At 60.2% G+C, this 26,415-nt stretch carries 25 protein-coding genes; 21 read left to right on the top strand and 4 right to left on the bottom strand.

The window, feature by feature from the left end; translation table 11 throughout:
- The first annotated feature begins 120 nt into the window (after window positions 1-120).
- The 4 genes from H6A20_RS06910 to H6A20_RS06895 are packed head-to-tail and all read left to right on the top strand — an operon-like array spanning window position 121 to window position 3,605.
- Window positions 121-639 carry an RNA polymerase sigma factor gene (locus H6A20_RS06910; RefSeq protein WP_204906397.1) on the top strand — a complete coding sequence of 173 codons (519 nt, stop codon included), beginning with the start codon at window positions 121-123 and terminating at the stop codon, window positions 637-639.
- A complete protein-coding gene (locus H6A20_RS06905; RefSeq protein WP_204906396.1) occupies window positions 636-1,457 on the top strand; it encodes a hypothetical protein in 822 nt (273 codons plus the stop codon). Before H6A20_RS06910 ends, H6A20_RS06905 begins: the two co-directional genes overlap by 4 nt.
- Window positions 1,442-2,332 carry an ABC transporter ATP-binding protein gene (locus tag H6A20_RS06900; RefSeq protein ID WP_204906395.1) on the top strand — a complete coding sequence of 297 codons (891 nt, stop codon included), beginning with the start codon at window positions 1,442-1,444 and terminating at the stop codon, window positions 2,330-2,332. The genes H6A20_RS06905 and H6A20_RS06900 overlap by 16 nt, the downstream gene beginning before the upstream one ends.
- 1 nt (window position 2,333) lies before the next feature.
- Complete coding sequence (locus H6A20_RS06895; RefSeq protein ID WP_204906394.1) at window positions 2,334-3,605, top strand: ABC transporter permease; 1,272 nt, start codon at window positions 2,334-2,336, stop codon at window positions 3,603-3,605.
- A 3-nt stretch (window positions 3,606-3,608) separates the two neighbouring features.
- Here the strand turns inward: H6A20_RS06895 and H6A20_RS06890 are convergent, their stop codons facing one another.
- Window positions 3,609-4,517: a helix-turn-helix transcriptional regulator gene (locus H6A20_RS06890; RefSeq protein WP_204906393.1), complete on the bottom strand. Its 909-nt coding sequence runs from the start codon at window positions 4,515-4,517 to the stop codon at window positions 3,609-3,611.
- 149 nt (window positions 4,518-4,666) lie between these two features.
- Here H6A20_RS06890 and H6A20_RS06885 point away from each other — a divergent pair, with 149 nt between their 5' ends.
- The 12 genes from H6A20_RS06885 to H6A20_RS06830 all read left to right on the top strand — a co-directional run bounded on the left by H6A20_RS06885 (window position 4,667) and on the right by H6A20_RS06830 (window position 17,908).
- On the top strand, window positions 4,667-5,806 hold the full coding sequence (locus tag H6A20_RS06885; RefSeq protein WP_204906392.1) for a Gfo/Idh/MocA family protein: 1,140 nt from the start codon (window positions 4,667-4,669) through the stop codon (window positions 5,804-5,806).
- 28 nt (window positions 5,807-5,834) lie between these two features.
- Window positions 5,835-6,836 (top strand): sugar phosphate isomerase/epimerase family protein, encoded by a 1,002-nt coding sequence (locus H6A20_RS06880; protein WP_204906391.1) that lies wholly within the window; start codon window positions 5,835-5,837, stop codon window positions 6,834-6,836.
- A gap of 72 nt (window positions 6,837-6,908) precedes the next feature.
- Window positions 6,909-7,943 (top strand): TIM barrel protein, encoded by a 1,035-nt coding sequence (locus tag H6A20_RS06875; protein WP_204906390.1) that lies wholly within the window; start codon window positions 6,909-6,911, stop codon window positions 7,941-7,943.
- Window positions 7,944-7,961: 18 nt separating this feature from the next.
- Window positions 7,962-8,795 (top strand): class II fructose-bisphosphate aldolase, encoded by an 834-nt coding sequence (locus H6A20_RS06870; RefSeq protein WP_204906389.1) that lies wholly within the window; start codon window positions 7,962-7,964, stop codon window positions 8,793-8,795.
- Window positions 8,796-8,803: 8 nt separating this feature from the next.
- The gene (locus tag H6A20_RS06865; protein ID WP_204906388.1) at window positions 8,804-9,862 is read left to right on the top strand and encodes a carbohydrate kinase family protein; all 1,059 of its coding nucleotides are present in this window, start codon (window positions 8,804-8,806) and stop codon (window positions 9,860-9,862) included.
- 73 nt (window positions 9,863-9,935) lie between these two features.
- Window positions 9,936-10,439: a PH domain-containing protein gene (locus H6A20_RS06860; protein WP_204906387.1), complete on the top strand. Its 504-nt coding sequence runs from the start codon at window positions 9,936-9,938 to the stop codon at window positions 10,437-10,439.
- Window positions 10,426-11,949 carry a PH domain-containing protein gene (locus H6A20_RS06855; protein WP_204906386.1) on the top strand — a complete coding sequence of 508 codons (1,524 nt, stop codon included), beginning with the start codon at window positions 10,426-10,428 and terminating at the stop codon, window positions 11,947-11,949. The genes H6A20_RS06860 and H6A20_RS06855 overlap by 14 nt, the downstream gene beginning before the upstream one ends.
- A gap of 252 nt (window positions 11,950-12,201) precedes the next feature.
- The gene (locus tag H6A20_RS06850) at window positions 12,202-13,983 is read left to right on the top strand and encodes an adenine deaminase (protein WP_204906385.1); all 1,782 of its coding nucleotides are present in this window, start codon (window positions 12,202-12,204) and stop codon (window positions 13,981-13,983) included.
- 15 nt (window positions 13,984-13,998) lie between these two features.
- A complete protein-coding gene (ade, locus tag H6A20_RS06845; protein ID WP_204906384.1) occupies window positions 13,999-15,729 on the top strand; it encodes an adenine deaminase in 1,731 nt (576 codons plus the stop codon).
- A 26-nt stretch (window positions 15,730-15,755) separates the two neighbouring features.
- Entirely contained in the window at window positions 15,756-17,321 is a 1,566-nt protein-coding gene (locus H6A20_RS06840; protein ID WP_204906383.1) for a xanthine/uracil/vitamin C permease, read from the top strand.
- Between the two features lie 145 nt (window positions 17,322-17,466).
- Window positions 17,467-17,730: a hypothetical protein gene (locus H6A20_RS06835; protein WP_204906382.1), complete on the top strand. Its 264-nt coding sequence runs from the start codon at window positions 17,467-17,469 to the stop codon at window positions 17,728-17,730.
- A gap of 16 nt (window positions 17,731-17,746) precedes the next feature.
- Window positions 17,747-17,908, top strand: a complete 162-nt coding sequence (locus H6A20_RS06830; protein WP_204906381.1) for a hypothetical protein — start codon at window positions 17,747-17,749, stop codon at window positions 17,906-17,908.
- Between the two features lie 95 nt (window positions 17,909-18,003).
- Here H6A20_RS06830 and nagB read toward each other — a convergent pair whose 3' ends face one another.
- From nagB to H6A20_RS06815, 3 genes are all read right to left on the bottom strand, one after another.
- Window positions 18,004-18,729: a glucosamine-6-phosphate deaminase gene (gene nagB, locus H6A20_RS06825; RefSeq protein WP_204906380.1), complete on the bottom strand. Its 726-nt coding sequence runs from the start codon at window positions 18,727-18,729 to the stop codon at window positions 18,004-18,006.
- 44 nt (window positions 18,730-18,773) lie between these two features.
- A complete protein-coding gene (locus H6A20_RS06820) occupies window positions 18,774-19,379 on the bottom strand; it encodes a carbohydrate-binding family 9-like protein (RefSeq protein WP_204906379.1) in 606 nt (201 codons plus the stop codon).
- 75 nt (window positions 19,380-19,454) lie between these two features.
- A complete protein-coding gene (locus H6A20_RS06815) occupies window positions 19,455-20,315 on the bottom strand; it encodes a class I SAM-dependent methyltransferase (protein WP_204906378.1) in 861 nt (286 codons plus the stop codon).
- A 152-nt stretch (window positions 20,316-20,467) separates the two neighbouring features.
- Between H6A20_RS06815 and yedF the strand changes: the two genes are divergently transcribed.
- From yedF to H6A20_RS06790, 5 genes are read left to right on the top strand one after another with little or no spacing between them, the layout of a single operon-like run.
- The gene (gene yedF, locus H6A20_RS06810) at window positions 20,468-21,073 is read left to right on the top strand and encodes a sulfurtransferase-like selenium metabolism protein YedF (protein ID WP_204906377.1); all 606 of its coding nucleotides are present in this window, start codon (window positions 20,468-20,470) and stop codon (window positions 21,071-21,073) included.
- Between the two features lie 16 nt (window positions 21,074-21,089).
- The gene (gene selD / locus H6A20_RS06805) at window positions 21,090-22,130 is read left to right on the top strand and encodes a selenide, water dikinase SelD (protein ID WP_204906376.1); all 1,041 of its coding nucleotides are present in this window, start codon (window positions 21,090-21,092) and stop codon (window positions 22,128-22,130) included.
- A 22-nt stretch (window positions 22,131-22,152) separates the two neighbouring features.
- The gene (gene selA, locus H6A20_RS06800; protein ID WP_204906375.1) at window positions 22,153-23,559 is read left to right on the top strand and encodes an L-seryl-tRNA(Sec) selenium transferase; all 1,407 of its coding nucleotides are present in this window, start codon (window positions 22,153-22,155) and stop codon (window positions 23,557-23,559) included.
- Window positions 23,556-25,469 carry a selenocysteine-specific translation elongation factor gene (selB, locus tag H6A20_RS06795; protein WP_204906374.1) on the top strand — a complete coding sequence of 638 codons (1,914 nt, stop codon included), beginning with the start codon at window positions 23,556-23,558 and terminating at the stop codon, window positions 25,467-25,469. Before selA ends, selB begins: the two co-directional genes overlap by 4 nt.
- Window positions 25,469-26,377, top strand: coding sequence for a selenium metabolism-associated LysR family transcriptional regulator (locus H6A20_RS06790; protein ID WP_204906373.1), 909 nt, complete (start codon window positions 25,469-25,471; stop codon window positions 26,375-26,377). Before selB ends, H6A20_RS06790 begins: the two co-directional genes overlap by 1 nt.
- The last annotated feature ends 38 nt before the right edge of the window (window positions 26,378-26,415 follow it).

The raw sequence follows: 26,415 nt of genomic DNA, 5'->3' as shown, positions 1-26,415 counted from the left end.
CCCATAACGTAAAGAGGAGTTTCACGAAAGGAATTCCTCTTTTTTTGTGAAATATTAATCCTTTTATCCCCCTTAAAACGTTATAAACTATAGGTACGTAAAAGCAGGAGGGTTTCATACTTGACGCGGGAAGATGAACTGTTTGAGAAACTGAAGAGAGGCGATCCGGACGCCGCGGGAGAACTGGCCAGGCTCTACTACGACGACATACTCAGATACTGCCTGTTCCACGTGCCGGACCGGTCCCTGGCCCAGGACGCCGTGCAGGAGACTTTCCTGAAGGTGTTCCGGTATTTTAGGGATTACAGGCACCGGGGACATTTCCGGGCCTTTCTCTACCGGGTGGCCGCCAACGTGTGCGCGGACATCCGCAGGAGACGGACATGGGATCCCATGCCGGAGCAGGTATCCTTCGAGGAGAAGGGGCTGCGGGAGGGGGAGGACCGGGAGGATTTCAGAAGACTTGTGGAACTCCTCCCGGAGGAGCTGCGAGAGATCGTCATCCTGCGGTTCGCCCAGGAGCTGAAGCTGGGGGAGATCGCAAAGGCGGCGGACCTTCCGATGCGGACCGTGCAGTCCAGGCTGAGGAGGGCGCTGAAGATATTGAAAACCGAACTGGAAGGGAGAGAGGAGCAATGAAGACAGGGCAGGTGAAAAGAGAGCTGAGCAGGCTGGCGGATGAGGAGCGGGTGAGGGAAAGGACGCTGACAGATGAGCGTCACGTGGATCGGACGGCGGCCCTGGCCGCCGGCGCCTGCCGGGTGGCCGCAAGGAGAAGGGGCATGAGTTTCCCCGCCTTTGTGGCGCGGCAGGTCCGGTACACAGGCAGGCACGTCTGGGTCTGGCAGGGGCTGCTGCTTGTTTTGATCCTGTCGGCCTTTCATCAGGTGGGTGTGCTGCTGGTCATCCGGGACCCGGAATCCGGCCTGTTCTTTTACAGGCGGCTGCCCCTGCTCCTGTGCGGCGCGGGCGTCCTGTCGGCCTGGAGCTGCGTGCCTTTCTTTGCCAGATCCGGTATCTGGCGGATGGCGGAGGTGGAGGCGGCGTCCGCGTCCTGGCCCCGGCTGCGGACGGCGCAGCTCCTCATCGCAGGGGGGAGCGCTGTCCTGATGGAGCTGGGGGTTACCGCAGCTGCGTGCCTGCTCTGGGCAGTGGATGCGGGGAGCCTTGCGGCCTGGCTTTTCCTTCCCTTCCTCCTGGCCTGGGATCTGATCCTGTTCCTTCTGGACAGAGGGCGGGGGAGACATTTCGCTGTCAGGAGCAGCGCTGTGCTGGGGGCAGGATTTCTCCTCTTTGCCTTTGTGTGGAAGTATGTGAGCCGGGGAGCGGCCGGGCCGCAGGATCATACAGTGACTTCCGGGTATGTGTGGGTCCTCTGCGGGGCGGCGGCCCTTCTGTGGATCCTCCAGATACGGAGAATTGGAAGAAAGGAGACAGACAGATGGAGTTGTGCATAAATGATCTGACAAAGCAGTTTAAAGACAAGCTGGCGGTGGACCATGCCAGCCTGACCATCACCCCCGGCGTGTGGGGACTTCTGGGGGCCAACGGAGCCGGGAAGACGACCCTCATGCGGATGGCGGCGGGACTTCTTTGGCCCACGGAAGGGGAGGTGAGGTACGACGGAGTGCCCATCCAGGCGCTTGGAAAGAGCTACCGGGATATCTTCGGCTACCTGCCCCAGGAGTTCGGCTTTTACCCGGAGTTCACGGTGTACGACTACCTGGACTATGTGGCGGCCCTGAAGGGGCTTCCCAGGAAAAAGGCAGAGGAGAAGATCGACCGGCTTTTAGAGACATTTTCCCTGGCAGATGTGAGGAAAAAGAAGATCACAAAACTCTCCGGCGGGATGAAGCGGCGGGTGGGCATTGCCCAGGCCCTCTTAAATGACCCGGAGGTGCTGATCCTGGATGAGCCCACCAGCGGGCTGGACCCGGGGGAGAGGGTGCGTTTCCGAAACCTTCTGTCCGAATTCGCCTCAGACCGGATCGTGCTCATCTCCACCCACATCGTGTCTGACGTGGAGTACATTGCCTCCAGGAATGCGGTTATGAAGGAAGGGCGGATCATCGCCCAGGGGACTACAGACGAGCTGCTCTGGGAGATGGAGGGGAAGGTGTGGTCCGCCCTGATCGAGGAGCGGGACCTCCACAGATACGAGCAGAAGGTACGGGTGGTGAGCATCCGGAACGAGGAGAGAGGAGCCGTGTCCATCCGGTATCTGGCGGACGCGCCCGCGGTTCCGGACTCCCGGCCCAGGGAGCCCCGGCTGGAGGATCTGTACCTCTGGCTCTTTCCCCAGGAGCACACAGGCGGAAAGGAGAGTGCGTGAGATGAGAGTATTTACAGCGGAGATCAAAAGGCTTCTGAAGACCAGGTCTGTCCTTATCCTGATGCTGGCGGCCCTCTTGCTGGCGCCGGTCCTGGCGTATTTCCCGGTCTCCTTTGAGACATGGACCTACCGGGGCGAAAGCGATCAGGAAGTGACAGTGAAGGGCCGGGAGGCTCTTGACAGAGAGGCGGAGAACCAGGGACAGTTCCAGGGAGAGATAACGGAAGAGAAGCTGCTGGCGGCCCTCCAGAGATGGAAGGATTTTGCAGCAGGCTACGAGGGCGGACTGCCCGACGGCATCTACGACGAGCGGGTGACGGCCAGCGATTACTGTGAGAATGTATCCAATGTGAGCGGGATCCTGAACCGGATGTGCGAGGCATGGGCGGACCCGGATACAGGCATAGCCCCCGGGCGGGACGATCTGACAGAGGAGCAGGTGACAGGCTTTTATGACCAGTGCAGGCAGCATATTAAGGACCTCATCTATCTGGAGGGCGGAGGGGAGAGCGCCCGCACAGACAGCGCCGTCCGGCAGGCGCTGGCCCTCTACAGCCGGGCGGAGATGCCCTTTACCTACGAGCCCGGCCTGACGGCAAATGCCATCGAGTACGTGGGCATCTATGTGTTCCTGCTGGTGCTGATCTGTACCTTTATCCTGGTGCCGGTCTTTGCCAGCGACTGCCAGACCAGGGCGGACCAGATCCTGCGGTGCGCCAGGGACGGGAGGGGGCGTCTGGCCGTGAGCCGGATCCTTGCGGGACTCCTCCTTGCGGGCGTCCTGTATGTGGTCTGCATGGCCCTGTTCCTTTTGCTCCTCAACGCATCCTTCGGCTTCCGGGGACTTGATACCTCCCTGCAGCTTCTGGTGTCGGTGTCCGTGTTCCTGCCCCTGACTGTGGGACAGATGGAGCTGCTCATCGGGGCGGCGGGCTTTCTCTCCCTGCTGGCCACGGCCGCCTTCACCCTCTTCCTGTCGGGAAGAATGAAGACAGTGGCCTCAGCCAGCATCGCTGCCTTCGCCTTTCTCATCCTGCCCATGGTGGTGTACATGATCCTTGGTGGAAATATAGGGAGCTGGGTCCGCTGCCTGCTGCCCTCCGGCGGCGTGGGGCTCATGAACAGCTTCACCTACGCGGCCATGGACACAGGCTTTGCCTATCTGGGAAACGCGGCCATCTGGCTCCCGTACCTGATGCTGGGAGCGGCGGCAGCGGAGTGCATCCTCCTTGCGGTGCTGGCGGGAGTGAGCTGGTGCCGGAGGGAAGGGTAGAGGTTACGCCAGATATTTCTCCAGTATGATCCGGCTCGTGGAGGCCGAGAGCACCTCCTGGGTGGAGAGCATGGACCGCTGCTGCAGGGCCAGGTCCTCGCTCTCAAAGTGCAGCCGGTACTGCCGCGGCGAGCAGCCGAACTGCCGCGCAAACCCTTTATTTAAATATTTGATGTCAGAGAAGCCGCAGGCGATGCTGATATCCAGAAGCGTGAAGTCCGTCAGCAGGAGAAGCTGGCGGGCTTTTTCGCACCGGATCTTCATCAGGTAGGCCTGGAAGGACATGCCGAAGGCGTCCTTGAAGAAGTGGGACAGCCAGCTCATGGTCAGCCCCAGCTTGTCCGCGATGTCCGTGAGGAGCAGTTTCTCCGAATAGTGCTCGTCGATGTAGTCGCTGATGGTCCGGATCCGGCGCGCCTTGGTGGCGGTCATCTGCCGCTCCTTCTCCGGCAGGCGGACGTGGGGGATGGCGGACAGGAGCCGGTCGAAGAAAAGGAAAATAAGGCCCGCAAGCCGCAGGGAAGCGTCCTCCCCTTCTTTTTGGAAGTAAGCGGACGCGATCTCCAGGAGGGAGGCGAGGAGCACCCGGGGATCCGCCGGGGCTTCCAGGGAAAATTCCAGATTTTCCATCTGCGGGAACACGGGCGCGAAAAAGGAGGGGGAGATCTGCAGGGAGAGGATGAGGGCCGGCTGAGAGGCCGCCAGCTCATGGCTCTCAAAGGGATTGACCACCCACAGGTCGCCTTTCTTATAAGTGAATGTGCGCCCCCTGGACAGGAGGGAGAGGCTCCCGTCCAGCAGGAGGCAGACCTCGAAGTCCTTGTGCACGTGGGGCGTCCGGTACAGCATGTTGACAACAAACATTTTATAGTTTCCCGCCTCGTGGGAAATCACTTCAAATTCATCTCTCATCGCAGTTTCACCTCATTTCCAGTATATAAGACAGACAGGAGCCTGTAAATAAAAAAGCTAATTTGTCATAGTCTGAACCTGAACTTGTCAGGGCCGGGACGCGCCGGTTGTCTTATAGTGAAGACAGAATGAAAAAGGAGGTTGACAGCATGAGCAGTACATTAACCTACGGTATGGTGGGCGGAGGCCCCGGCGCGTTTATCGGGGACGCCCACAGGAAAGCGATCGCAGTGGATGGCTCCGCAAAGCTTGTGGCGGGATGCTTCTCCAGAAGCCCGGAGAAGACGAAGGCGCAGGGCGAGGCGCTGGGCCTGGAGGCGGCACGGTGCTATGCGGACTATAAGGAGATGGCAGCGGCGGAGAGCCAGAGGGAGGACGGCATTGACTTTGTGGTCGTGGTGACGCCGAACGCCACCCACTACGAGATCTGCAAGGCCTTCCTGGAGGCGGGCATCCATGTGGCCTGCGACAAGCCCCTGGCCACAGACAGCGCTCAGGCCCGGGAGCTGGCGGACCTGGCAGAGGAGAAGGGCCTTCTCTTCATGGTGACCTATACCTACATGGGCCACGTGACGGCCAAGTACATCCGGGATCTCATCAGGGCGGGAGAGATCGGCACCGTCCGCACCGTCATGGCCGAGTATCCCCAGGGGTGGCTCTACAATGAGAACGACTGGGGCGGCAAGCAGGGCGAGTGGAGATGCGATCCGGCCCGCTCCGGCAGGGTGAACTGCCTGGGAGACCTGGGCACTCATGTGGAGAACGCGGTGGCGACCATGACAGGCCTGAAGGTCAAGCGGGTCTTGGCCAAGATGGACGTGGTCGTGCCGGGCAGAAAGCTGGACGACAACGACCAGATCCTGGTGGAGTACGAGGGCGGCGCCACAGGCGTGAACTGGACCTCCCAGTTCGCCATCGGCTGTGACAACAGCCTGCGGGTGCGCATCTACGGGTCCAGGGGGACGATCCTCTGGTTCCAGGAGAACCCGGAGGAGATGACCCTGATCGGGGAGGACGGTATCGCCCGCACCATCAAGCGGGGCTACGGGGCTGTGACGCCGGGAGCCGCGAAGTACGGACGCCTTCCGGCAGGCCACACAGAGGGATGGATCGAGGCCATGGGCAACCTGTACGACAGCTTTGCGGAGTGCGTGGCCGCGAAGAAGGCAGGCAGCTTTACAGACGATATGATCGACTACCCGACAGTGGAGGACGGAGTGAACGGCCTGCGGTACGTGGAGGCGTGCCTGGAGAGCAATGAGAAGGGAAATATCTGGGTGGAACTGTAAGACCCGGACGTGAAAGGAGAGAAACGATATGGCAAGACCGGTAACGATATTTACAGGACAGTGGGCGGATCTTCCGATGGAGGAGATGTGCCAGACTGCGCAGAAGATGGGATATGAGGGGCTGGAGATCGCGTCCTGGGGACAGATCGACGTGGAGAAGGCTGCGAAAGACGAAAACTATGTGAAGGAGCTCAAAGACACGCTGGCGAAGTATGACCTGGGCTGCTGGGCCATCGGCATGCACCTGCCGGGACAGTGCGTGGGCGATGCGGAGCAGTGGGCTTACGACCCGAGACTGGACAACTTCGCCCCCTCCGCCCTGGCAGGGAAGCCGGAGGAGATCCGCGCCTGGGGCACGCAGCAGATGAAGTACGCGGCCCGGGCGGCGAAGAACATGGGCGTGGACACGGTCACCTTCTTCATGGGTTCCCCCATCTGGAAGATGTGGTACTCCTTCCCCCAGACAAGCGAGGAGCAGGTGGAGGCAGGCTACCAGAGGATCAGGGAGCTCTGGTCCCCCATCATGGACGTCTATGACGAGTGCGGCGTGAAGCTGGCCCTGGAAGTGCATCCCACGGAGATCGCCTACGACTACTGGAGCACGAAGAAGCTGCTGGAGACCTTTGACTACAGGCCGACCTTGGGCATCAACTTTGATCCCAGCCACCTGATCTGGCAGGGTCTGGACCCGGCTATGTTCCTCTATGACTTCGCGGACCGCGTGTACCATGTACATATCAAGGACGCCAAGCTGAACCTGAACGGCCGCAACGGCATCCTGGGCTCCCACATCACCTTCGGAGACCAGAGGAGAGGCTGGAATTTCGTCTCTCCCGGACACGGGGATGTGGACTTCGACAACATCATCCGGGTGCTGAACCAGATCGGCTACGACGGCCCCCTGTCCATCGAGTGGGAGGACAGCGGCATGGAGCGCGTCTTCGGCGGCACGGAGGCCTGCGAGTTCACGAAGCAGATCAACTTCTCGCCCTCCGACGTGGCCTTTGACGACGCCTTGAAGACAGACTAGATACACCTGGTACGGGCGGGGCATTTCCCTGCCTCCGCCCGGTAAATAAAAAGAAAAAAAGGAGATAAGACAATGACAAAATTCAAATTTTCCGTAGGACCCTGGAACGTGCACGAGGGGGCAGACTCCTACGGCCCGGCTACAAGACAGACCATTCCCGTTGAGGAAAAATTCAAAAAATTCGCTGAGCTTGGCTTCTCCGCCGTGCAGTTCCACGACGACGACGCGGTGCCGAACATCAATGACTATACAGAAGAAGAGATCAAAGAAAAGGCAAGAGAGCTGAAGAAGACGCTGGACAAGTACAACCTGAAGGCGGAGTTCGTGGCGCCCCGCCTCTGGATGGACGAGCACACCATGGACGGCGGCTTCATGAGCACCTCCGCTGAGGACAGGGAGTACGCCATGTGGAGAGCCTACCGCTCCATCGACATCGCGGGCGAGCTGGGAACAGACCTGGTCGTTCTCTGGCTGGCGAGGGAGGGCACCCTCTGCGCGGAGAGCAAATCCCCGGTGTGGGCCACGAAGATGCTCATCGAGGCCATCAACAAGATGCTGGAGTATGACCCGAAGATCCGCATCTGCATCGAGCCCAAGCCAAACGAGCCCATCGACCGGAGCATCTGCGGCACCATGGGCCATGTGATAGCCATCTCCGCCGCGACCATCGATCCCTCCCGCGTGGGCGGCAACCTGGAGAGCGCCCACGCCATCCTGGCAGGCCTGGATCCGGCCCACGAGATCGGGTTCGCCATGGCCATGGGCAAGCTCATGACCGTGCACCTCAATGACCAGAACGGCATCCGCTACGACCAGGACAAGAGCTTCGGCGTGGAGAACCTGCGGGCCGCCTTCAACCAGGTAAAAGTGCTCAAGGAGAACGGCTACGGCAGCCACGGCGAGTACGTGGGCCTGGATGTAAAGGCCATGCGCACCACGAAAGATGAGGACAGCTACAAGCACCTGGAGAACAGCCTGAACATCTTCAAGGCCCTGGAGGAGAAGGTGGAGAGATTTGACTACGACTTCCAGAAGAAATGCGTGGAGAACCGCGACTTCGAGGCGCTGGAGATGTATGTCATGAACCTGCTGATGGGTCTCGCGTAGACAGGGGGCGGAAACGATATGTTAGTGACATTACGGGAAGTTTTAAAAGACGCCCGCGAGAAGAAATACGGCGTGGGGCTTTTCAACACGGTCAGCCTGGAGATGGCAAAGGGCGTCCTGGCGGCGGCTGAGGAGCTGAAAAGCCCGGTCATCATCGGCACGGCGGAGGTGCTCCTGCCCTACGCCAGCCTGGAGGAGCTCTCTTACTTCCTCCGGCCCATGGCCAGGAAGGCGTCCGTGCCGGTGGTGCTCCACTTTGACCACGGCCTGACGGAGGAGAAGATCGGGGAGGCCCTGCGGCTTGGCTTCTCCTCCATCATGTACGACTGCTCCACAGATACGTACGAGAACAACATCGCCCGGGTGGCTCAGATGACGAAGACAGCCCACCTTCTGGGTGTGTCCGTGGAGGCGGAACTGGGACATGTGGGGGCCAACGACGAGGGCGCCGGCGACGACAACATCTACACCGAGCCGGAGCAGGCGCTGGACTTTGCGCAGCGCACCGGCGTGGACGCCCTGGCGGTGGCCATCGGCACAGCCCACGGGGCCTACAAGGAGAAGCCGAAGCTGGACATCAGCCGGCTGGCCCGGATCGCGCAGATCGTCCCCGCCCCCCTGGTGCTCCACGGCGGCAGCGGCCTGACGGATGAGGATTTCAGGAACTGTGTGGCAAACGGGATCAGCAAGGTCAACATCTTCACGGACATCAACTGCGCGGCCGCAAAGGCGGCTCACGACGGGTATAAGGAGGGCTTTGGCCTTACGGATGTTCAGAACCAGATCACGGAGGCCGTGAAGCAGGAGACCATGAAGAAGATACGCGTCTTCGGAAGCGCGGGAAGAGGGTAGGTGAGACTATGGCGGGAAAGATCATTGTGGCAGGGCACATCTGCCTGGATATCACCCCTGTTTTCTCCTCGGAGACGGCCCAGCCTCTCTCCAGCGTCCTGATCCCCGGGAAACTGGTCCAGATGAGGGATGTGAACATCAGCACCGGCGGCGCCGTGGCCAACACAGGGCTGGGCCTCAAGGTGCTTGGCGCGGACGTGGAGCTGATGGGCAAGGTGGGGGACGACGAGTTCGGGCAGATCGTCCTGGACCGCCTGAAAAGATACGGGGCGGCGGAGGGCATGATCGTCTCGAAGGACAGCAGCACCTCCTACTCCATCGTCATCGCGCCGCCGGGCACGGACCGGATCTTCCTCCATAACCCGGGGGCCAACGACACCTTCCGGGCGGCGGACCTGGATTTTGACCGGATCGCGGGGGCGTCCCACTTCCACTTCGGCTACCCGCCCATCATGCGGCACATGTACGAGGCGGAGGGAGCACAGCTGGAGGAGATCTTCCGGCGGGTGAAGGGGCTTGGCCTTACGACCTCTCTTGACATGGCGGCCGTGGATCCCGACTCGGATGCGGGCCGGGCGGACTGGGAGAAGATCCTGCGCCGCGTCCTCCCCTGTGTGGACTACTTTGTGCCCAGCGTGGAGGAGCTCTGCTTCATGGCGGACAGACCCCGCTATGAGGCGTGGATGACCCGGGCGGCCGGGGCGGATGTGACCTCTGTCATCGGGGTGGAGGCGGACATCCGGCCCCTGGCGCAGAAGGTGCTTGCCATGGGGGCCAGGAGCCTTCTCATCAAGTGCGGCGCGCCGGGTATGTACTACACGGACGGCAGCAGGGAGATCTTTGAGAGGAGCTACAAGCCTGCGAAGGTGCTCTCCGGCACAGGGGCAGGCGACACAAGCATTGCAGCTTTTCTGAAAGCGCAGCTTGACGGGTGCTCCATCGAAGAAAGCCTCCATCTGGCAGCGGCCACGGGGGCAAGCTGCGTGGAGGCCTATGACGCCCTCGGGGGACTTAGGTCCTTTGAGGAGCTCAGACAGATGATAAAAGAAGGATGGGAGAAGCAGTAGGAGAAAGGATTGACCTGTCTGTATTATTGTGATAGTATAAAATCACAAGAACAGTACAGATGGAGGAAACAAGATGGTATACGAAAAGCTGTCGAAAAACGCGCTGCGCTGCATGTACACAGCGGATCTGCTCGCGGGGGTGCTCATTCTGGCCGTCATAGGCGCGGCGGATTTGCTCTGGATCTTTCCGAAGGATCTTGCCGTGGGGAAGTGGATCTCCCTGGCGCTTGCCGTCCTCACCCTGTTTGACGCATGCGTCAGCCCCTGGTTCCGGTACAACCGGTACCGCTACGGGATCGATGAGGAATGCATTGATATCCGGGAGGGGTATCTTTTTATCAAGCGGCAGATCGTTCCCATCGAGAGGCTCCACAAGCTGCAGATCAGGACCGGCCCCATCGACCGGGCCTTCCATGTGGCGAAGGTGATCGTTACGACGGCCGGCGGGGATGTGACCATCTCTTTCCTTGAGAGGGAGCGGGCCGAGGAGATCGCAGGCAGCCTGCGCCGGCGCATCAATGAGATCGCGGCGCAGCAGAAGAGGGAGCAGGGGGAAAGGGAAGATGGAAGAGCGTAAGAGATTCCGAAATCATATATCCGTGATCGCAGAGAAAATCGGGACGGGCACCTATGCGCTGCTGGCGGTCCTGGCAGGCATTTTTCTCCGGGATGCGGAAGAATTCCTGGAGTTTGGCAGTGCGGCAGCCTCCGACAGGAGAGCCCTTCTTGGCATGGGTCTTGTCCTGGTGGTGATCCTTATGATGATTGTAAAGACAGCCTGGACCTGGTCGAAGACGTGGATCTCCATCCAGGACCAGGCGATCGTGATCGAGAAGAATACGGTCAACGGTTCCGTCCACACCATCGGCATCCGCAGCATCTCCAACATCAACCTGGAGCAGAACCTGTTTGAGCGCCTTATGGGGACATACAAGGTGAAGATCGACACGGCCAGCCTCTCCACAGCCAACGCAACGGATGTGACGATCGTGCTGAAGAAGGAGAAAGCGGAGGCCTTCAAGGCGCAGATCGCCGGCCTGCTCTGGGAGACAGAGGAGGCCCCGGCCGGCCCCGCTGCAGCCGGCACGAGGGAGACGGCGCCGGAGCAGTGGGATTTCGTCGCGACGGGCCGGGACATCGTCCGCCACGGCCTCTGTTCCATGAGCATCTTTTCCATCGTGATCGTGGTGCTGGCCTTTATCGGTTCCCTCGTCATGGCGTGGGAGAGTCTGCGCGAGGGGGACCTTGCCGGCTCCATCCTGCAGAGCGCGGCGGGGATCCTCGCCGCATCGGCCATCGTCCTGTCCGCCGTATGGGACATCGTCAAGGACTTTGTCCGCTACATGGACTTCCGCGCCAGGAGGGAGGGGGACCGGATCTTTATCCGGTACGGGGTGCTTAAGAAGATCGAGTACACCGTCCCGGTCCGGCAGATCCAGGCGCTGAAGATCCGGCAGACCTTCATCGCGCGCCTGTCCCGGAAATACATGGCGCGGATCATCAACGTGGGCATGGGGGATGACGCGGCGGAGAAGGATTCCTTCCTTGTTCTCTACGGATCCCAGGCAGAGCTGGAGGAAAAGCTCCGCATCCTCCTGCCGGAGTTCGCCGGGATCGCCGGGCGGGAAGAAAGGCGGCAGCCAGCCTCCTCCTGGGCGGCCGGCGCGCTCCCTCTGGCGGGAGGGGAGGCGGTGATCCTGGGAGCCGGAGCGCTTGCGTACACCGGCCTGTGCGGGTATTTCCCGGTGGGATCCCTGCCGGCTTTCTACGGGCCGGCCGTCCTTGCAGCCACGGCTGTCCTGGCTGCGGCGGCCCTGCTGGCCTGGATCCTTTGCTGTCTGACTGCCGGCATGGCGGCGGACGACGGGTTCATCAAAGTGACAAACGGGCGGCTCGGACGCGTTTCCGTGGCGGTCCGCTGGGGCGATGTGCAGTACGTTGTCCTGCGGCAGAATGTGATCGCCCGGGGATGCGGGATCTGCCGCGGGGAACTGCACCTGCTGGCGGGAGCCGGGGATACGACCCACAGGATCCCTTATTTTCCCGCCCCGGAGGCGGAAGCGCTCCGGGAGAAGCTGCTTGCTTAAATATTAGAAGAAATGATAAATGATGATAGGAAAATATAATATACTAATATATTCCCAGTGCGCCGCGGCCATGCTATGATAAAGACACATGGAAGCGGCGCTTCCGGGACAACTGAATATAGTTGAAAAATTCTTCAAGATACATTCGCAGGACGGGAAACCTGTTTAGCCTCTGGCCGATGTATCTTTTTTATTTCCCTTTTCCGGGGAAATAAGGATGCGAAAAAAAGAAAACGCAAGGAGGAATTTGCAATGGAAAGAACAGTCGAGAACCTGAAGGAAATGATCCGCGCGGGCCGCGGCAAGATCCCGGCCCACAAAGTGATCCGCGGCGGTCAGCTTGTCAACGTCATGTCAAGCGAGATCTATCCGGCGGACGTTGCCGTGTACAACGACATGATCGCGGCAGTGGGCGATGTGGAGGACTACATCGGACCGGACACGGAGATCATCGACGCCCGGGGCAGCTACCTGGTGCCCGGCATGATCGACGGACACATTCACAGCGAGTGCAGCAAGCTGAGCATCACCAGCTATGCAAAGGCAGTCGTGCCCAGGGGGACGACGAGCATGATCTCAGGGCTGGATGAGTACATCTCCGTCTCCGGCCTGGAAGGCCTGCGGGAGATCCAGGCAGAGGTGAAGAAGAGCCCGCTGAAGGTGTTCTGGGGCGCGCCGTACAAGACGCCGTACACGATCCCTGAGTCTACAGTGGCCTTCAACTTTACAAAGGAAGTGCACAAAGAGGTGCAGAAGTGGCCGGAGTGCTTCGGCGTGTGGGAGACCGTCCGCGAGTTCCTGCAGGAGGAGGACGAGGATACTCTGGGAGCCATCGCGGAGGCATTCAGGAACCGTCTTCCCGTGTTCGGCTGCGCGCCCATGGCGAGAGGCAATGACCTGAACGGCTACCTGTGCGGCGGCGTCCGCCTGGACCATGAGAGCTACACCCACGAGGAAGTGGTGGAGAAGATGCGCAAGGGAATGCATATGCTGATCCGCGAGTCCTCCGTGACCCACTTCCTGGAGGAGAATATCCGCGCCGTGACAGAGGTCAATCCCGCCTTCGCGCGCCGCGTCAGCTTCTGTACAGATGATGTAACGGCCAGCGACATTCTGGAGAAGGGACATCTGGACAATGTAGTGCGCCTCGCCATCCGCGCAGGCGTAGAGCCCATGACGGCCATTCAGATGGCGACGATCAACAGCGCGGAGGCATACCGGATCGATCACCTGGTGGGATCCATCTGCCCGGGCAGGATCGCGGATATCCTCTTCGTGGATGACCTCCATGCGTTCAACGTGGAGAAAGTCATGACAAACGGCCGCATGGTGGCGGAAAACCACAGGCTGACGTATGAACTGCAGGCTCCGGAGCGCAGCTCTGTGTTAAAGGGCGAACTGAAATGCCGCAGGACGACGAAGGAAGATTTCGAGTACAGGACAACCATTGACCACGGCGAGGCAAAGGTGCTGGCCATGGACGTCAAGGGTCCCTTTGTCCGCAAGAGAAGAGACGTGGTGCTCAAGGTGGAGAACGGGATCGTGCAGCCGGATCCGCAGCAGGATGTGGCCATGGTGTCTGTTCTGGAGCGGTTCGGAAGAAACGGAAACAGGTCTCTTGCCTTCTGCTCCGGCTGGAAGCTGAAAAAGGGCGCTATGGCATCCTCCGCAGCGCCGGATGACAACAATCTCGTGGTGATGGGCGTGAGCGCAGAGGACATGTCCATCGCAGCCAACTATGTGATCGAGCAGGGCGGCGGCCAGGTCGTTGTCGCAGACGGCCAGATCCTGGAGTTCCTGCCGCTTCCGGTGGGCGGCATCGTGAGCGACCTGGAACCGGAAGAGATCGCTGCGCAGGAGAAGAAGATCGACCAGGCGGCCAGAAGCCTCGGCTCCGACCTGCCGGATCCCATGATGTACATGTTCTTCCTGCCCATCACGGCGATCCCGGACTACGCCATCACGGATGCGGGCCCGGTGGACTACACGGCGCTCACCACGTTTGAACCTGTTCTGGAAGTTATCGAGAAGTAAAGGGGGATCCGGATCATGAAAAAAGAAGAGCTGAAAAAGCTGATCGACACCGCGGCAGGGCGCATCCCTGCCGATGTGGTGATCAGGAACTGCAAGATCGTCAATGTGTTTTCCGGCGAGATCACAGAGGGAGACATCGCTCTGTGCGGCAGCCAGATCGCGGGCATCGGGGACTACGAGGGAAAGGAAGTGGTGGATGCCCAGGGCCGCTACGCGGCGCCGGGATTCATTGACAGCCACATCCACATCGAGTCCGCCTATGTGAGCCCGGAGGAGATCGGGCGCCTGCTCGTGCCCCACGGCGGGACGACGATCATCGCCGATCCCCACGAGATCGTAAACGTGTGCGGGATCCGCGGCCTGGACTATATGATGGAAGCGGCGGAGGAGACGAAGCTGGATATCCGGTACGTCCTTCCGTCCTGCGTGCCTGCCACCCCCTTTGAGCATGCGGGAGCCCAGATCGATGCGCCTGAGATGGCGGAGCCGATCACCCGCGAGGGGATCCTGGGCCTGGGCGAATTCATGAACTTCCCGGGGGTGATCCAGGCGGATGACAGCGTGCTCGACAAGCTGATGACGGCGAAGGAGGCCGGCAAGATCATTGACGGACACGGCCCGGGCATCGCGGGGAAGGACCTGAATGCCTACGCTGCCGCCAGGATCCTGGCGGACCATGAGTGCTCCACCGTGGAGGAGATGAAGGACCGCCTGGAGAGGGGGATGTACATCCTTCTGCGGCAGGGATCCGCCTGCCACAACCTGCGCACGCTCCTCAAAGGTGTGACGCCGGAGAACAGCAGGAGATGCCTGCTCTGCTCGGACGACCGGCAGCCGAAGACGATCCTGCACGAGGGGCACCTGGACAACCATCTGCGGATCTGCGTGGAGGAGGGACTGGATCCCGTCACCGCCATCCGCATGGCGACGCTGAACGCAGCCGAGTGCTTCCGCCTCTATGACAGGGGCGCGATCGCGCCCGGATACAGAGCGGATATCGTGCTGCTGGACGATCTGAAAGAGTTCCATGTGAACCGGGTGTGGACGGCCGGCAAACTGACGGCGGAGGAGGGGAGATATCTCCCGGAGATCCGGTTCCACGATATCTCTTCCGTCAAGGGAAGCGTGGTCGTGAAGGATTTCTCAAAAGAAAAGTTTAAGATGCACCTGAAGTCCGGCCATGTCCATGTCATCGGCATCCTGCCGGGGGGCGTGGTGACAAAGAAGGAGACGGCGGACATCCGTCTGGATGAAAACGGTGAATTCGTCCGCGACCCGCAGACGGACATCGTGAAAGTGGCTGTTGTGGAACGCCACCAGGGCACGGGCAACGTGGCCTGCGGTTTCCTGAAAGGATACGGGATCAGGGAGGGGGCTGTGGCACTCTCTGTGGCGCATGATTCCCACAACATCATTGTCGTGGGCGTCAGCGACGAGGAGATGGAAGCTGCCGTCAACGCGCTGATCCGTCAGGAGGGCGGCATCGTCCTTGTAAAGGACGGACAGGTGATCGAGAGCATGCCCATGCCGATCGCCGGGCTTATGAGCGATAAGAGCGGGGAGTGGGTGGACCGGAAGCTCACAGACATCCATGAGAAGGCCTATGCGCAGCTTGGTATCAGCGGCGACGTGGAGCCGGTCATGACGCTGTGCTTCATGTCCCTGGCAGTCATCCCGGAGGTGAAACTCACGGATATGGGACTGTTTGATGTGACCACATTTTCATTTATCCCGACGGAAGCATAAGAAATAAAGGAAGAGAGAAAGTAAAGATGAGTAGACAGAAGACACTTGTGCCATGGTTCCAGCGTGGCGATATCGGTGGGATGACATATTCCATCACAAATAACATTGTAAACTATCTGATCGTGATCTCTACGCTCTCCGGCGTGCTCGGATGGCCGGATGAGATCGTGTTCGGATCCGTTATACCGGGCATGTCCGTCGGACTGATGCTGAGCGGCATCTATTACGCGTTCATGGGCTACCGGCTCTCCAAGAAGGAGGGCAGGGCGGATGTGACTGCGCTCCCCTCAGGTGTGTCCACACCAGCCATGTTTGTCATGCTTTACGGGGTGATCATGCCGCTCCACTATTCCCTCAATGATCCGGAGCTTGCCTGGTCGGCGGCTGTCGCTGCCTGCTTTATCGGCGGCGGCGTAGAGGCGCTGGGCGGCTTTATCGGTCCCTGGATGAAGCGGAAGCTGCCGAGGGCGGCTCTTCTCGGGACGGTCGCAGGCATCGGGTTCATCTGGATGGCAACCCAGGGCGTATTCGACGTGTTCGGCGACCCGCTGGTAGGCCTTCCGATCCTCTTTGTGGCCTTTGTGGGCATCTTCGGCGGCTACCTGTTCCCCAGGAAGATCCCGCCCCTTGTGGTGGCGATCGTGGGCGGCATCATCTACGCTTTCTGCCTCGGCCGCACCTCCGTGGACTTTACGGGGATCGGCTTCTATATCCCGGACCCGGTCAACAGCGTGCAGCACCTGATCAACGGCTTTGCCGTGGTGGCGCCCTACCTGACGATCGTCATCCCGGTGGAGATCTACAACTTCATCGAGACGATGGACAATGTAGAGGGGGCCAATGCGGCAGGGGACAACTACGATGTGCGTGAGACCCAGTTTGCGGACGGCATCTGCACGATGCTCTCCGCTGTCTGCGGCGGCGTCATCCCGAACACCGTGTGGCTCGGCCATGCGGGGCTGAAGAAATCCCACGCCGGCATCGGCTATTCCCTTGTGTCCGGACTCGTGCTGGGCGCAGCCGGCATCTTCGGACTGTTTACCTTCCTGAGCAATATGGTGCCGCCGGCTGTGTGCGCGGTTACCTTCCTCTGGTGCGCGGTCGTTATGGTGGCCCAGGCCTTCAAGGACTGCCCGGTGAAGCACTATGCGGCGATCGGCATCGCCATGGTCCCGCCGGTGGCGGATTACCTGTTCACGCAGATCACCGGCGCGGTCGGCCTTGCGGGATACAGCACGGAGGTGCTGCCGTCCGGGCTGTCGGGCTACAATGAGGAGGTCACGCAGATGATCCTGGATGCGGGCGTCATGTGGAACGGCGTGCCGGGCGTGAAGGCGGGTGCGATCATCATCGGGATCCTGCTGGGAACAATGACGGTGTTCGTCATTGAGAAACAGCTCAACAAGGCCGGCTTTACAGCGCTGGCAGGGTATGTCCTGGCCTGCTTCGGCTTCATCCACAGTGCGCAGCTCGGCTTCTACCCGGTGTCTCCCTATGCCATCGGTTATCTGATCATCGCCGCCCTGGCCTTCCTTCTGCATCTGGGACGGAAGAGCTGGTTCAAAGGGCCGGATCATTTTGAGTATGTATAAGATATGACAGAACGGGCGTGTCCTGCCTCTTTGTTGCAGGGCGCGCCCGTTTCTTATTGGAGGATAAATTATCAGATAAAAGATTGACTTACACCTAAAAACGAACTACAATTAAAGAAGAAATCAAAGAAGGGAGGCGGAAGCTATGACGAGTGAGATTTTTTTGATCCTTCTTTTCGCGGCGGCGCTCATTGCGGTATGCTGGATGCTCACAGAGTACTGGCTGGGCGTGCAGAGCGCGGGCGGCAATGAAGAGATCGGGCGGCTGCGTTTCGGCAGCAGGACGGCATTTGCCCTCACGCATTTCTGGAAGAGAGTGGACGGGGCGAGGCAGATCCCCGGCGAGACTCTGAAAAAAGAGATGGGGCTTGCGGACAATGGTCTTCCGTCAAAAGCCCGGGAACGGTAAAGGAGAAAAAACAGCTATGACAGAAGAACTGATCCGAGAACTGAAACATGTAAAGAACGCGCTTGTGAACAAGGAGATGCAGGGTGAGGCCTGGGAGGAGAAGCAGGAGATGGTCCAGAAACTGGAGGAAGTCACCAGCTACCTGAAGGACGCCCTGGGGCAGGGAATCGAATTCTAGAGGGATGGATGCTATGCCGGAGAAAAGAAAAAAGAGGGGCTGATATGCCATGATCTATGCATATCAGCCCCTCCTGTTTTTTTGGCTGTGAAAACCTACAGAAGGGATCCGGCCTCCGCGTCCACGACAACAGTCACATCCGGGTGAAGCTGCAGGATGGATGCGGGCACCTGCGGGCAGACGGGACCGGTGAAGGCGCGCTTCACGATTTCAGCTTTGTCTTTTCCGCTGGCTACGAGCAGGATCTTCTTTGCCCGCATGATCGTGCCGATGCCCATGGTGTAGGCCTGGCGGGGCACATCGTCGGCGGAGGCGAAGAAGCGCTTGTTTGCCTCGATGGTGCTCTCCTGCAGATCCACGCAGTGGGTCTCGTTGTCAAATGCGTCGGCAGGCTCGTTGAAGCCGATATGGCCGTTGTGGCCAAGGCCGAGAAGCTGCAGGTCCGCACCGCCCAGGGAGCGGATCAGCCCTTCGTAGCGGGCGCATTCCTTTTTGCTGTCAGGCTCTGTGCCGTCCGGCAGGTTGATGTTCTCTGCCGGGATATTTACATGGTCAAAGAGATTGTGGTGCATGAAATAGTAGTAACTCTGGTCGTTGTCCTTTGTCAGCCCCTTGTACTCGTCCAGGTTCACCGTGGTGACTGCGGAGAAGTCCAGGTCGCCTTTGTTGTACCGCTCCACGAGCTCCTCGTATGTGCCGATGGGGGTGGAACCGGTGGCCAGGCCAAGGACGCAGTCCGGCTTCAGGATGATCTGGGCGGAGATGATGTTCGCCGCGATGCGGCTCATGCCGCGGTAGTCGTCAGCTTTGTAGATTTTCATAGAAGTATCCTCCTCAAAAAATGATATATGTACATGCGCGCGGCTCACACGAGGACCGCGTCGGCAAAATACTCCGGCATATGGAAGGACGGCGTGTCCGAAGTGATGGGGGAGTAGGCGGCATAGTGCTCGATGTCCGCTGTCTCCGAGATCTTGTAAAAATTGCAGTACAGACGGCTTCCCGCCTGCAGGTCAAGGGGACCGTAGATCTGTTCCAGGATGGAGACGGGGATGCAGAAGGAAATGCTCCAGTGGTCTTCCTCCACCTGGGCCGTTGGGCGGAACTGCTCGTACTCCTCCGCGGAGAAGTAGGAGCGGTACATGCGGGACGGCCCGTAGGCGGCCAGCAGCGCCCCGTTGGCATTCATCTCAAAATTCACATAGGTCTCCATGTCGCCCTGGGTCGGGTCAAACAGGAAAAAGGCCTCCATGGCGCTGTCCCGGTACACCGGATCCCGGTGGGCGGTGTAGGTCCGCAGGGGGTCCTTCTCCTCGCACACCATGCGCACGTAGAAGGCATCCCCCGGCACGAAGCCGACGGAAAAGAAGGTGCAAGGCGCGCTCTTTGTCCCCCAGAGGAGATGCCGGATCTCCTGGGGCTCTACGGTATTCAGTTCTTCAGGGTTTTGTATGATCTTTATATTCAACATAGTTTTAATGTAGCAGACTTGGAAAAGAAAAACAACAGGTTACAGGATAAAAAACGGCCGGGCCGGACGGGGGGATCATCTTGCCTCCCACCGGCCGGATGCGCCGCAGGGCAGGTACAGCCCGGACTCCGTCACCGGGAGGGCGATCTCCTGGGAATCCACCTGCCCGCCGAAGGCCTTCAGCTCCGTGCGGATCATGTAGGTGAGGACGGCGGGGGCGAGCCCGGTTGTGTAGGAATTGACAAGGAAGAACAGGGGCTCTTCCGACAGCACTTTCGTGCACAGCCTGATGAAGGGATGGATGGACTCCTCGATCTTCCAGATCTCCCCCTTGGGGCCGCGCCCGTAGGACGGCGGATCCATGATGATGGCGTCGTAGTGGTTGCCCCGGCGGATCTCCCGCTCCACGAACTTGGTGCAGTCGTCCACCAGCCAGCGGATGGGGGCGTCCTTGAGGCCGGAGGAGACAGCGTTCTCCTTCGCCCAGGTCACCATCCCCCTGGAGGCGTCCACGTGGGTCACGGAGGCGCCGGCGGCAGCGGCGGCCAGGGTGGCGCCGCCCGTGTAGGCGAAGAGGTTCAGGACCTTCACCGGGCGGCCGGCGCTGCGGATCTTCTCAGAGAACCAGTCCCAGTTGGCGGCCTGCTCCGGGAAGAGGCCGGTGTGCTTGAAACTGAAGGGCTTCAGATTAAAAGTGAGATCCCGGTAGCGGATCGTCCACTGGGGCGGCAGGTCGAAAAACTCCCACTCCCCGCCGCCCTTTTTGCTGCGGTGGTAGTGGGCGTTGCACTTTCTCCAGCCCCGGTGCGTCCGCGGCGTATCCCAGATGACCTGGGGGTCCGGGCGGATGAGGAGATAGTCCCCCCAGCGCTCCAGCTTCTCGCCCCGGCTGCAGTCCAGCACTTCATAATCCTTCCAGTTTTCAGCTATCCACATATATCGCACCCCGTTTTTCATAAACTCTGGCGAAAATTATAGCATACCTTGCGGCAGGCTTCAATCTTCTCTTTACCTTTTGCACAATCGGTGATAGAATGTTTCTATAAGTGGCAGGTGACAAAATCTGCCTGAGAAAGGGGATAAAACATATGATCACAGTAAATGCCATGGGCGATAAGTGCCCGGTACCGGTCATCAAGACAAAGAAGGCCATGCAGGCCCTCACAGGACCGGAGACCATCGAGGTCCTGGTGGACAATGAGATCTCCGTACAGAACGTGACAAAGATGGCGTCTTCCAGCGGCGGCCAGGTGACGTCCGAGAAGCTCGGAGAGCAGGAGTTCAAGGTGACGATCCGCATGGAGGGCGCGCCGGAGAACGCGCAGAGCGGGGAGGAGGCCTGCATCCCGGATGCGAGAGGGAACCTGGTGGTAGTCATGGCATCCGACCGCATGGGCGAGGGCAACGACGAGCTCGGCAAGGTGCTGGCCAAGAGCTTTATCTTTGCGGTGACCCAGCTCGAGGAGCTGCCGAAGACCATGCTGTTCTACAACGGCGGCGCCACGCTGACCTGCGAGGGCTCCGACTGCCTGCAGGATCTGAAATCGCTGGAGGCCCAGGGCGTGGAGATCCAGACATGCGGCACCTGCCTGGACTACTACGGTCTGAAGGAGAAGCTGGCAGTGGGATCTGTCACAAACATGTACAGCATTGTAGAGACGATGGCGGGGGCGTCGAAGATCCTGCGTCCATAAGGAGGAAGCGTTTTTTATGAAAAAAGATGTCAGACTGACCTCGCTCAGCAAAACGGCGGGCTGAGCGGCCAAGATAGGTCCGGAGACCCTTGCCCAGGTTCTGGGCAAGCTGCCGAAATTCCAGGATGACAACCTGATCGTCGGGATTGAGACGTCCGACGATGCGGCCATCTACAAAGTGACGGACGAGATCGCCATGATCCAGACCGTGGATTTCTTCACGCCTATCGTGGACGATCCCTACATGTTCGGCCAGATCGCGGCGGCCAACTCCTTAAGCGATGTGTGGGCCATGGGCGGCGAGCCTGCGGTGGCCCTGAATATCGTGGGCTTCCCCAACTGTCTGGACCCCGCGATCCTGGGGGATATCCTGGCGGGGGGAGCCGACAAGGTGAAGGAGGCCGGCGCCGTGCTGGTGGGCGGACACTCTGTCCAGGACGATGAGCCCAAGTACGGGCTGTGCGTGTCCGGGTTCGTGCACCCCCAGAAGATCTTCAAGAACTACGGGTGCCGTCCGGGGGACGTGCTCGTCCTTACCAAGCAGATCGGGAGCGGCATCGTCAACACCGCGGTGAAGGCCGAGATGGCCTCCCCGTCCGCCGTGAAAGAGACGCAGACAGTCATGGCATCCCTGAACAAAAAGGCAAAGAAGGTGGCGGAGCGGTACAACGTCTCCGCCTGCACAGACATCACAGGCTTCGGTCTTCTGGGGCACTGCGTGGAGATGGCCCAGGCAAGCGAGGTGACGTTCGAGATCCATGTGAAGGATATCGCCTATATGGCCGATGCCATCGACTACGCCAGGATGGGGCTTGTGCCCGCCGGGGCCTACAAGAACCGGGGCTACTCCATCGGCAAGGTGGAGACGGGCGGCGTGGAGGAGCACTACCTGGATCTCCTCTATGACCCGCAGACGTCGGGAGGACTCCTCCTGTCTGTGGCGCCGGAGGACCTGGCGGATGTCATGCGCGATTTCGCGCACATACAGATGGACACGGAGGTGTCCGTCATCGGGAAGGTAGGGCCAAAGAGCGACAGGCTCATCGTCCTGCAGTAGAAAGAGATACGAGGAAGGGAATATGGATAAGAGCAGATTATACCGGGGCATCCCCAAAGTGGACGTGCTGCTGGCAGACAAACGGATACAGGAGCTGGAGGAGACCTACAGCCGGGAGACCCTGATGGAGGCGATCCGCACGGAGACGGACGCGTTGCGCGCGTTCATCGGCAGTTGTGAGGAGGAAGAGGCTGCCGTCAGGCAGACCGGCCTTCTTGTGCCGCACATCGCGAAGCGGGTGCAGGCCATCAATACGCCGAATATGAGGAAGGTCATCAACGGGACGGGGACCATCCTGCATACGAACCTGGGCAGGGCGCCCATTTCGCCGGAGCACATGCAGCGGGCCGCCCGGCTTGTGAGCGGCTACTCCAACCTGGAGTACAACCTGGAGGAAGGGCACAGGGGGGAGCGCTACTCCCACTTTGAAAAACTGCTCTGCCGGCTGACGGGCGCGGAGGCGGCCATGGCGGTCAACAACAACGCGGCCGCGGTCATGCTGATCTTAAGCTCCCTGGCAAAAGGCGGCGAGGTCGTCGTCTCCAGGGGCGAGCTGGTGGAGATCGGCGGGAAATTCCGTATTCCCGACGTGATGGAGCAAAGCGGCGCCACGCTGGTGGAGGTGGGAACGACCAACAAGACCCATCTCGCGGACTACGAGGAGGCCGTGACGGAGGAGACAAAGGCGCTCCTCAAAGTACACACAAGCAACTACCGGATCGTTGGATTTACCGAGAGCGTGGGGATCGACGAGCTGATCCCCCTCGCGAAGGAGAAGGGGATCCCGGTGATCGAGGACCTGGGAAGCGGCGTCCTCGTAGACCTGAGCAGATACGGCATCACCTACGAGCCGACCGTGCAGGAGTCCATCCGCAAGGGGGCGGACGTGGTCTGCTTCAGCGGAGACAAGCTGCTGGGCGGTCCCCAGGCAGGCATCATCATCGGGAAAAAGGAATACATTGACCGGATGAAGAAGAACCAGCTCACCCGCGCCCTGCGCATTGATAAGTTCACAGCAGCGGCGCTGGAGCTGACACTGCACGAGTACCTGTCTGAGGAGCAGGCAATGCGCAAGATCCCGGTGCTCTCCATGATCACCATGCCTGCGCAGGACGTGAAGCGCAGGGCGGACGCCTTTGCCCGCAGGCTGCGGCGCCTGGGGCTTCCGGCCAGGGTGGAGGTGCAGCCGTGCCAGTCCCAGATCGGAGGCGGCTCCCTGCCCCTGGAGCGGATTGACAGCTACGCGGTGGCCATCCATCCGGAGAAGATCTCCGTGCCGGAACTGGAGGAGAGGCTGCGCCGGCTGGATGTTCCCATCATCCCCCGCACGGTCAACGACACGATCCTTCTCGACATGCGCACTGTGCCGGAGGAGGACGCAGCCCTCGCTGCGCGGGAGCTGAAGGAAGGGGAGGTGCTGGAGCCGTGAAACACATCATCATAGGAACGGCGGGCCACATCGACCACGGGAAGACGACCCTGATCAAAGCCCTCACGGGCCGCAACACGGACCGTTGGGAGGAGGAGCAGCGCCGCGGCATCACCATCGACCTTGGCTTTACCTGGTTTGACCTGCCGGGCGGGGACCGGGCCGGCATCATCGACGTGCCGGGCCACGAGAAATTCATCAACAACATGGTGGCCGGCGTCGTGGGCATGGATATGGTGCTCCTTGTGGTGGCGGCGGACGAAGGCATCATGCCCCAGACAAGGGAGCATATGGACATCCTGAACCTGCTCGGCATCGAGAAGAGCATCATCGTCCTCAACAAATGCGACCTGGTGGACGAGGAATGGACGGAGCTTGTGGAGGAGGAGATCCGGGAGGAGCTCTCCGGGACATTCCTGGAGAAAGCGCCTGTCGTCCGGGTCTCTGCGGCCACGGGGGAGGGGCTTCCCCACCTCATCGAAGTCATTGAGAAGATGGCCCGGGAGGAAGTGGAGGAGAAGGATACATCCACGATCCCCCGGCTTCCCATTGACAGGGCTTTCTCCCTGTCCGGTTTTGGCACCATCATCACCGGCACGCTCCTGAGCGGCACGATCACGAAGGAGGACACGCTGGAGATGTATCCCATCGGGAAGACGAGCAAGATCCGCAGCATCCAGGTCCACGGCCAGGATGTGGACCGGTGCTTTGCCGGCCAGCGCGTGGCCATCAACCTGTCGAACATCAAAAAGCGCGAGATCGGCAGGGGCTGCGTCCTTGCCCCGCCGGACAGCATGAAGAACACGGATCTTCTGGACGTGAAGATGAACATCCTGGATTCCTCCATGCGGGTGCTGACGAACCACACCCGCCTTCATCTCTTTACCGGGACGAGCGAGATCCTCTGCAGGGCGGTCCTGCTGGATCAGGATGAGCTGGGGCCGGGCGAGAGCGGCTATGTGCAGCTCCGCCTGGAGGAGGAGATCGCCGTAAAGAAGGGGGACAAGTTCGTCGTGCGCTTCTACTCCCCCATGGAGACCATCGGGGGCGGCGTGATCCTGGAGCCCAACCCATCTGTTCACAGGCGGCATCAGCAGCAGGTCATCGAGGACCTGGAGCGCAGGGAGTCCGGCTCCTCGGCAGACGTGGTGGAGCTCCACGTGAAAAGCCACGCAGAGACCATGGTCACCCTGTCAGAGATCGCCAGGCTGACCGCCCTCTCGGCGGAAGAGGTCGAAGCGGACGCGGCGCAGCTTGCGGCGGAGGGGACCGTCCTTCTCTTCCCCATGAAGAAGGAGACCTGGGCCTGGCACAGGCAGGATGCGGCCAGAGCCAGGGAGACGATCCTTGCGGCCCTCACAGAGTACGAGAAGAAATATCCCTACCGGTACGGCATGAAAAAGGCGGAGGTGCACAGCAACTGCTTCCGCCGGATCCGGCCCAATGTGTTTGACCTGTTCCTCGCATACCTGGAGGAGGAGGGCGCCCTGAAGCGGGTGGACGAGTTCCTGTGCACCCCGGACTACCAGGTGAGAAAAGACGCCCTGTACGAGCGGGTGTCTGCGGCGCTCCTTGGCGCCATGGAGAAGGCGGGCTTTGACTTTGTGCGCTACGGCGAGATCCCTGTGAAGGATGTAAAGCAGGAGGTGAAAGATGACATCCTCAACATCCTTCTGGAGGAGAAGAAGATCGTGAAGGTGACGGATGAGATGTACACCCTGTCGGCCTACATGGACGAGGCAAAGGAGAAGATACGGGCCAGCCTTGCAGAGGATCCGGTCATCACCATCGCGCAGGTGCGGGACATGTTCCAGACGAGCCGGAAGAGCGCCAAGCCGATCCTGGAGTACATGGACAGCATCAAGGTGACAAAGAAGACGGGCGCGGAAAGTGAGAGGGTGGCATACTGATGAATCTGAAACAACTGGAAGCATTCGTGGAGGTGGCACAGTCCGGCAGCTTTTCCAAGGCGGCCAGGAAGCTCTTCCTGACCCAGCCGACCATAAGCGCCCACATCGCGGCGCTGGAGAAAGAGCTGGACGTGCGCCTCTTCGTGCGGAATACAAAGGAAGTGGCCCTGTCCCCGGACGGGCAGAAACTGTACACATACGCCAGGCAGATCCTGGATATGACGGACCGGATCCGCATGGAGTTCGGCAGACACGCGCAGGAGGAGAAGACGTGCATCACCATTGCGGCGTCCACCATCCCCTCCCAGTACCTCCTGCCGGAGATCCTGGCCCGGTTCAACGAGAAGTACCCGGGAGAACAACTGCGGATCCTGGAGTCCGACAGCGCCCAGGTGGCGGAGCAGGTGGCGGAGGGGGCCGTGGACATCGGCTTTACCGGCACTGTGCTGGAGAAGAAATACTGTACCTACATCCCCTTCTATAAGGACCAGCTTGTGGTGATCACCCCGGATCAGCCGAAATACCGGGAGTACCAGCAGATGGGGAAGGATATATACTGGATCCAGGAGGAGAACGTGATCATGCGGGAGGAGGGATCCGGCACCCGCAAGGAGGCGGAAAAGCAGCTCCGCCATCTGGGGATCCGCGCGGAGCGGCTGCATATCATTGCCAGTATCGCCAACCAGGAGACCATCAAGAAATCCGTCATCCAGGGCATGGGCGTCTCGATCCTGTCCCGGCTGGCGGCAAAAAATGAGGTGGAGAGCGGCCAGGTGCTGCAGTTCCCGATCCCGGATTCGGACGAGGGGCGGGATCTCAATCTCGTGTTCAACAAGAACCACCCCCTCTCCCGGTCTGTGCAGCGCTTTATCAGGACTGTGCGGGAGATGTACGGCATTGAGAAATAGAAACGCTCTATAAGTATATCTGGAAAAACAATTGGCTT

It is taken from the genome of Mordavella massiliensis (genome assembly GCF_016901695.1).
GTDB classification, from domain to species: Bacteria; Bacillota; Clostridia; order Lachnospirales; family Lachnospiraceae; genus Claveliimonas; species Claveliimonas massiliensis_A.
The sequence above is the reverse complement of the archived record's forward strand: the minus strand, read 5'-3'. Positions and strand labels throughout refer to the sequence as shown.

Excerpts from the sequence above, each read along its gene's own strand:
- H6A20_RS06820 (WP_204906379.1), bottom strand. The coding sequence starts at position 19,379 with ATGTTGAATATAAAGATCATACAAAACCCTGAAGAACTGAATACCGTA.
- H6A20_RS06865 (WP_204906388.1), top strand. The coding sequence starts at position 8,804 with ATGGCGGGAAAGATCATTGTGGCAGGGCACATCTGCCTGGATATCACC.
- selA (WP_204906375.1), top strand. The coding sequence starts at position 22,153 with ATGGATAAGAGCAGATTATACCGGGGCATCCCCAAAGTGGACGTGCTG.
- H6A20_RS06875 (WP_204906390.1), top strand. The coding sequence starts at position 6,909 with ATGACAAAATTCAAATTTTCCGTAGGACCCTGGAACGTGCACGAGGGG.
- H6A20_RS06885 (WP_204906392.1), top strand. The coding sequence starts at position 4,667 with ATGAGCAGTACATTAACCTACGGTATGGTGGGCGGAGGCCCCGGCGCG.
- H6A20_RS06790 (WP_204906373.1), top strand. The coding sequence starts at position 25,469 with ATGAATCTGAAACAACTGGAAGCATTCGTGGAGGTGGCACAGTCCGGC.
- H6A20_RS06835 (WP_204906382.1), top strand. The coding sequence starts at position 17,467 with ATGACGAGTGAGATTTTTTTGATCCTTCTTTTCGCGGCGGCGCTCATT.
- H6A20_RS06890 (WP_204906393.1), bottom strand. The coding sequence starts at position 4,517 with ATGAGAGATGAATTTGAAGTGATTTCCCACGAGGCGGGAAACTATAAA.
- H6A20_RS06840 (WP_204906383.1), top strand. The coding sequence starts at position 15,756 with ATGAGTAGACAGAAGACACTTGTGCCATGGTTCCAGCGTGGCGATATC.
- ade (WP_204906384.1), top strand. The coding sequence starts at position 13,999 with ATGAAAAAAGAAGAGCTGAAAAAGCTGATCGACACCGCGGCAGGGCGC.
- H6A20_RS06855 (WP_204906386.1), top strand. The coding sequence starts at position 10,426 with ATGGAAGAGCGTAAGAGATTCCGAAATCATATATCCGTGATCGCAGAG.
- H6A20_RS06900 (WP_204906395.1), top strand. The coding sequence starts at position 1,442 with ATGGAGTTGTGCATAAATGATCTGACAAAGCAGTTTAAAGACAAGCTG.
- H6A20_RS06860 (WP_204906387.1), top strand. The coding sequence starts at position 9,936 with ATGGTATACGAAAAGCTGTCGAAAAACGCGCTGCGCTGCATGTACACA.
- H6A20_RS06905 (WP_204906396.1), top strand. The coding sequence starts at position 636 with ATGAAGACAGGGCAGGTGAAAAGAGAGCTGAGCAGGCTGGCGGATGAG.
- H6A20_RS06880 (WP_204906391.1), top strand. The coding sequence starts at position 5,835 with ATGGCAAGACCGGTAACGATATTTACAGGACAGTGGGCGGATCTTCCG.
- nagB (WP_204906380.1), bottom strand. The coding sequence starts at position 18,729 with ATGAAAATCTACAAAGCTGACGACTACCGCGGCATGAGCCGCATCGCG.
- H6A20_RS06815 (WP_204906378.1), bottom strand. The coding sequence starts at position 20,315 with ATGTGGATAGCTGAAAACTGGAAGGATTATGAAGTGCTGGACTGCAGC.
- H6A20_RS06850 (WP_204906385.1), top strand. The coding sequence starts at position 12,202 with ATGGAAAGAACAGTCGAGAACCTGAAGGAAATGATCCGCGCGGGCCGC.
- H6A20_RS06895 (WP_204906394.1), top strand. The coding sequence starts at position 2,334 with ATGAGAGTATTTACAGCGGAGATCAAAAGGCTTCTGAAGACCAGGTCT.
- yedF (WP_204906377.1), top strand. The coding sequence starts at position 20,468 with ATGATCACAGTAAATGCCATGGGCGATAAGTGCCCGGTACCGGTCATC.
- H6A20_RS06830 (WP_204906381.1), top strand. The coding sequence starts at position 17,747 with ATGACAGAAGAACTGATCCGAGAACTGAAACATGTAAAGAACGCGCTT.
- H6A20_RS06870 (WP_204906389.1), top strand. The coding sequence starts at position 7,962 with ATGTTAGTGACATTACGGGAAGTTTTAAAAGACGCCCGCGAGAAGAAA.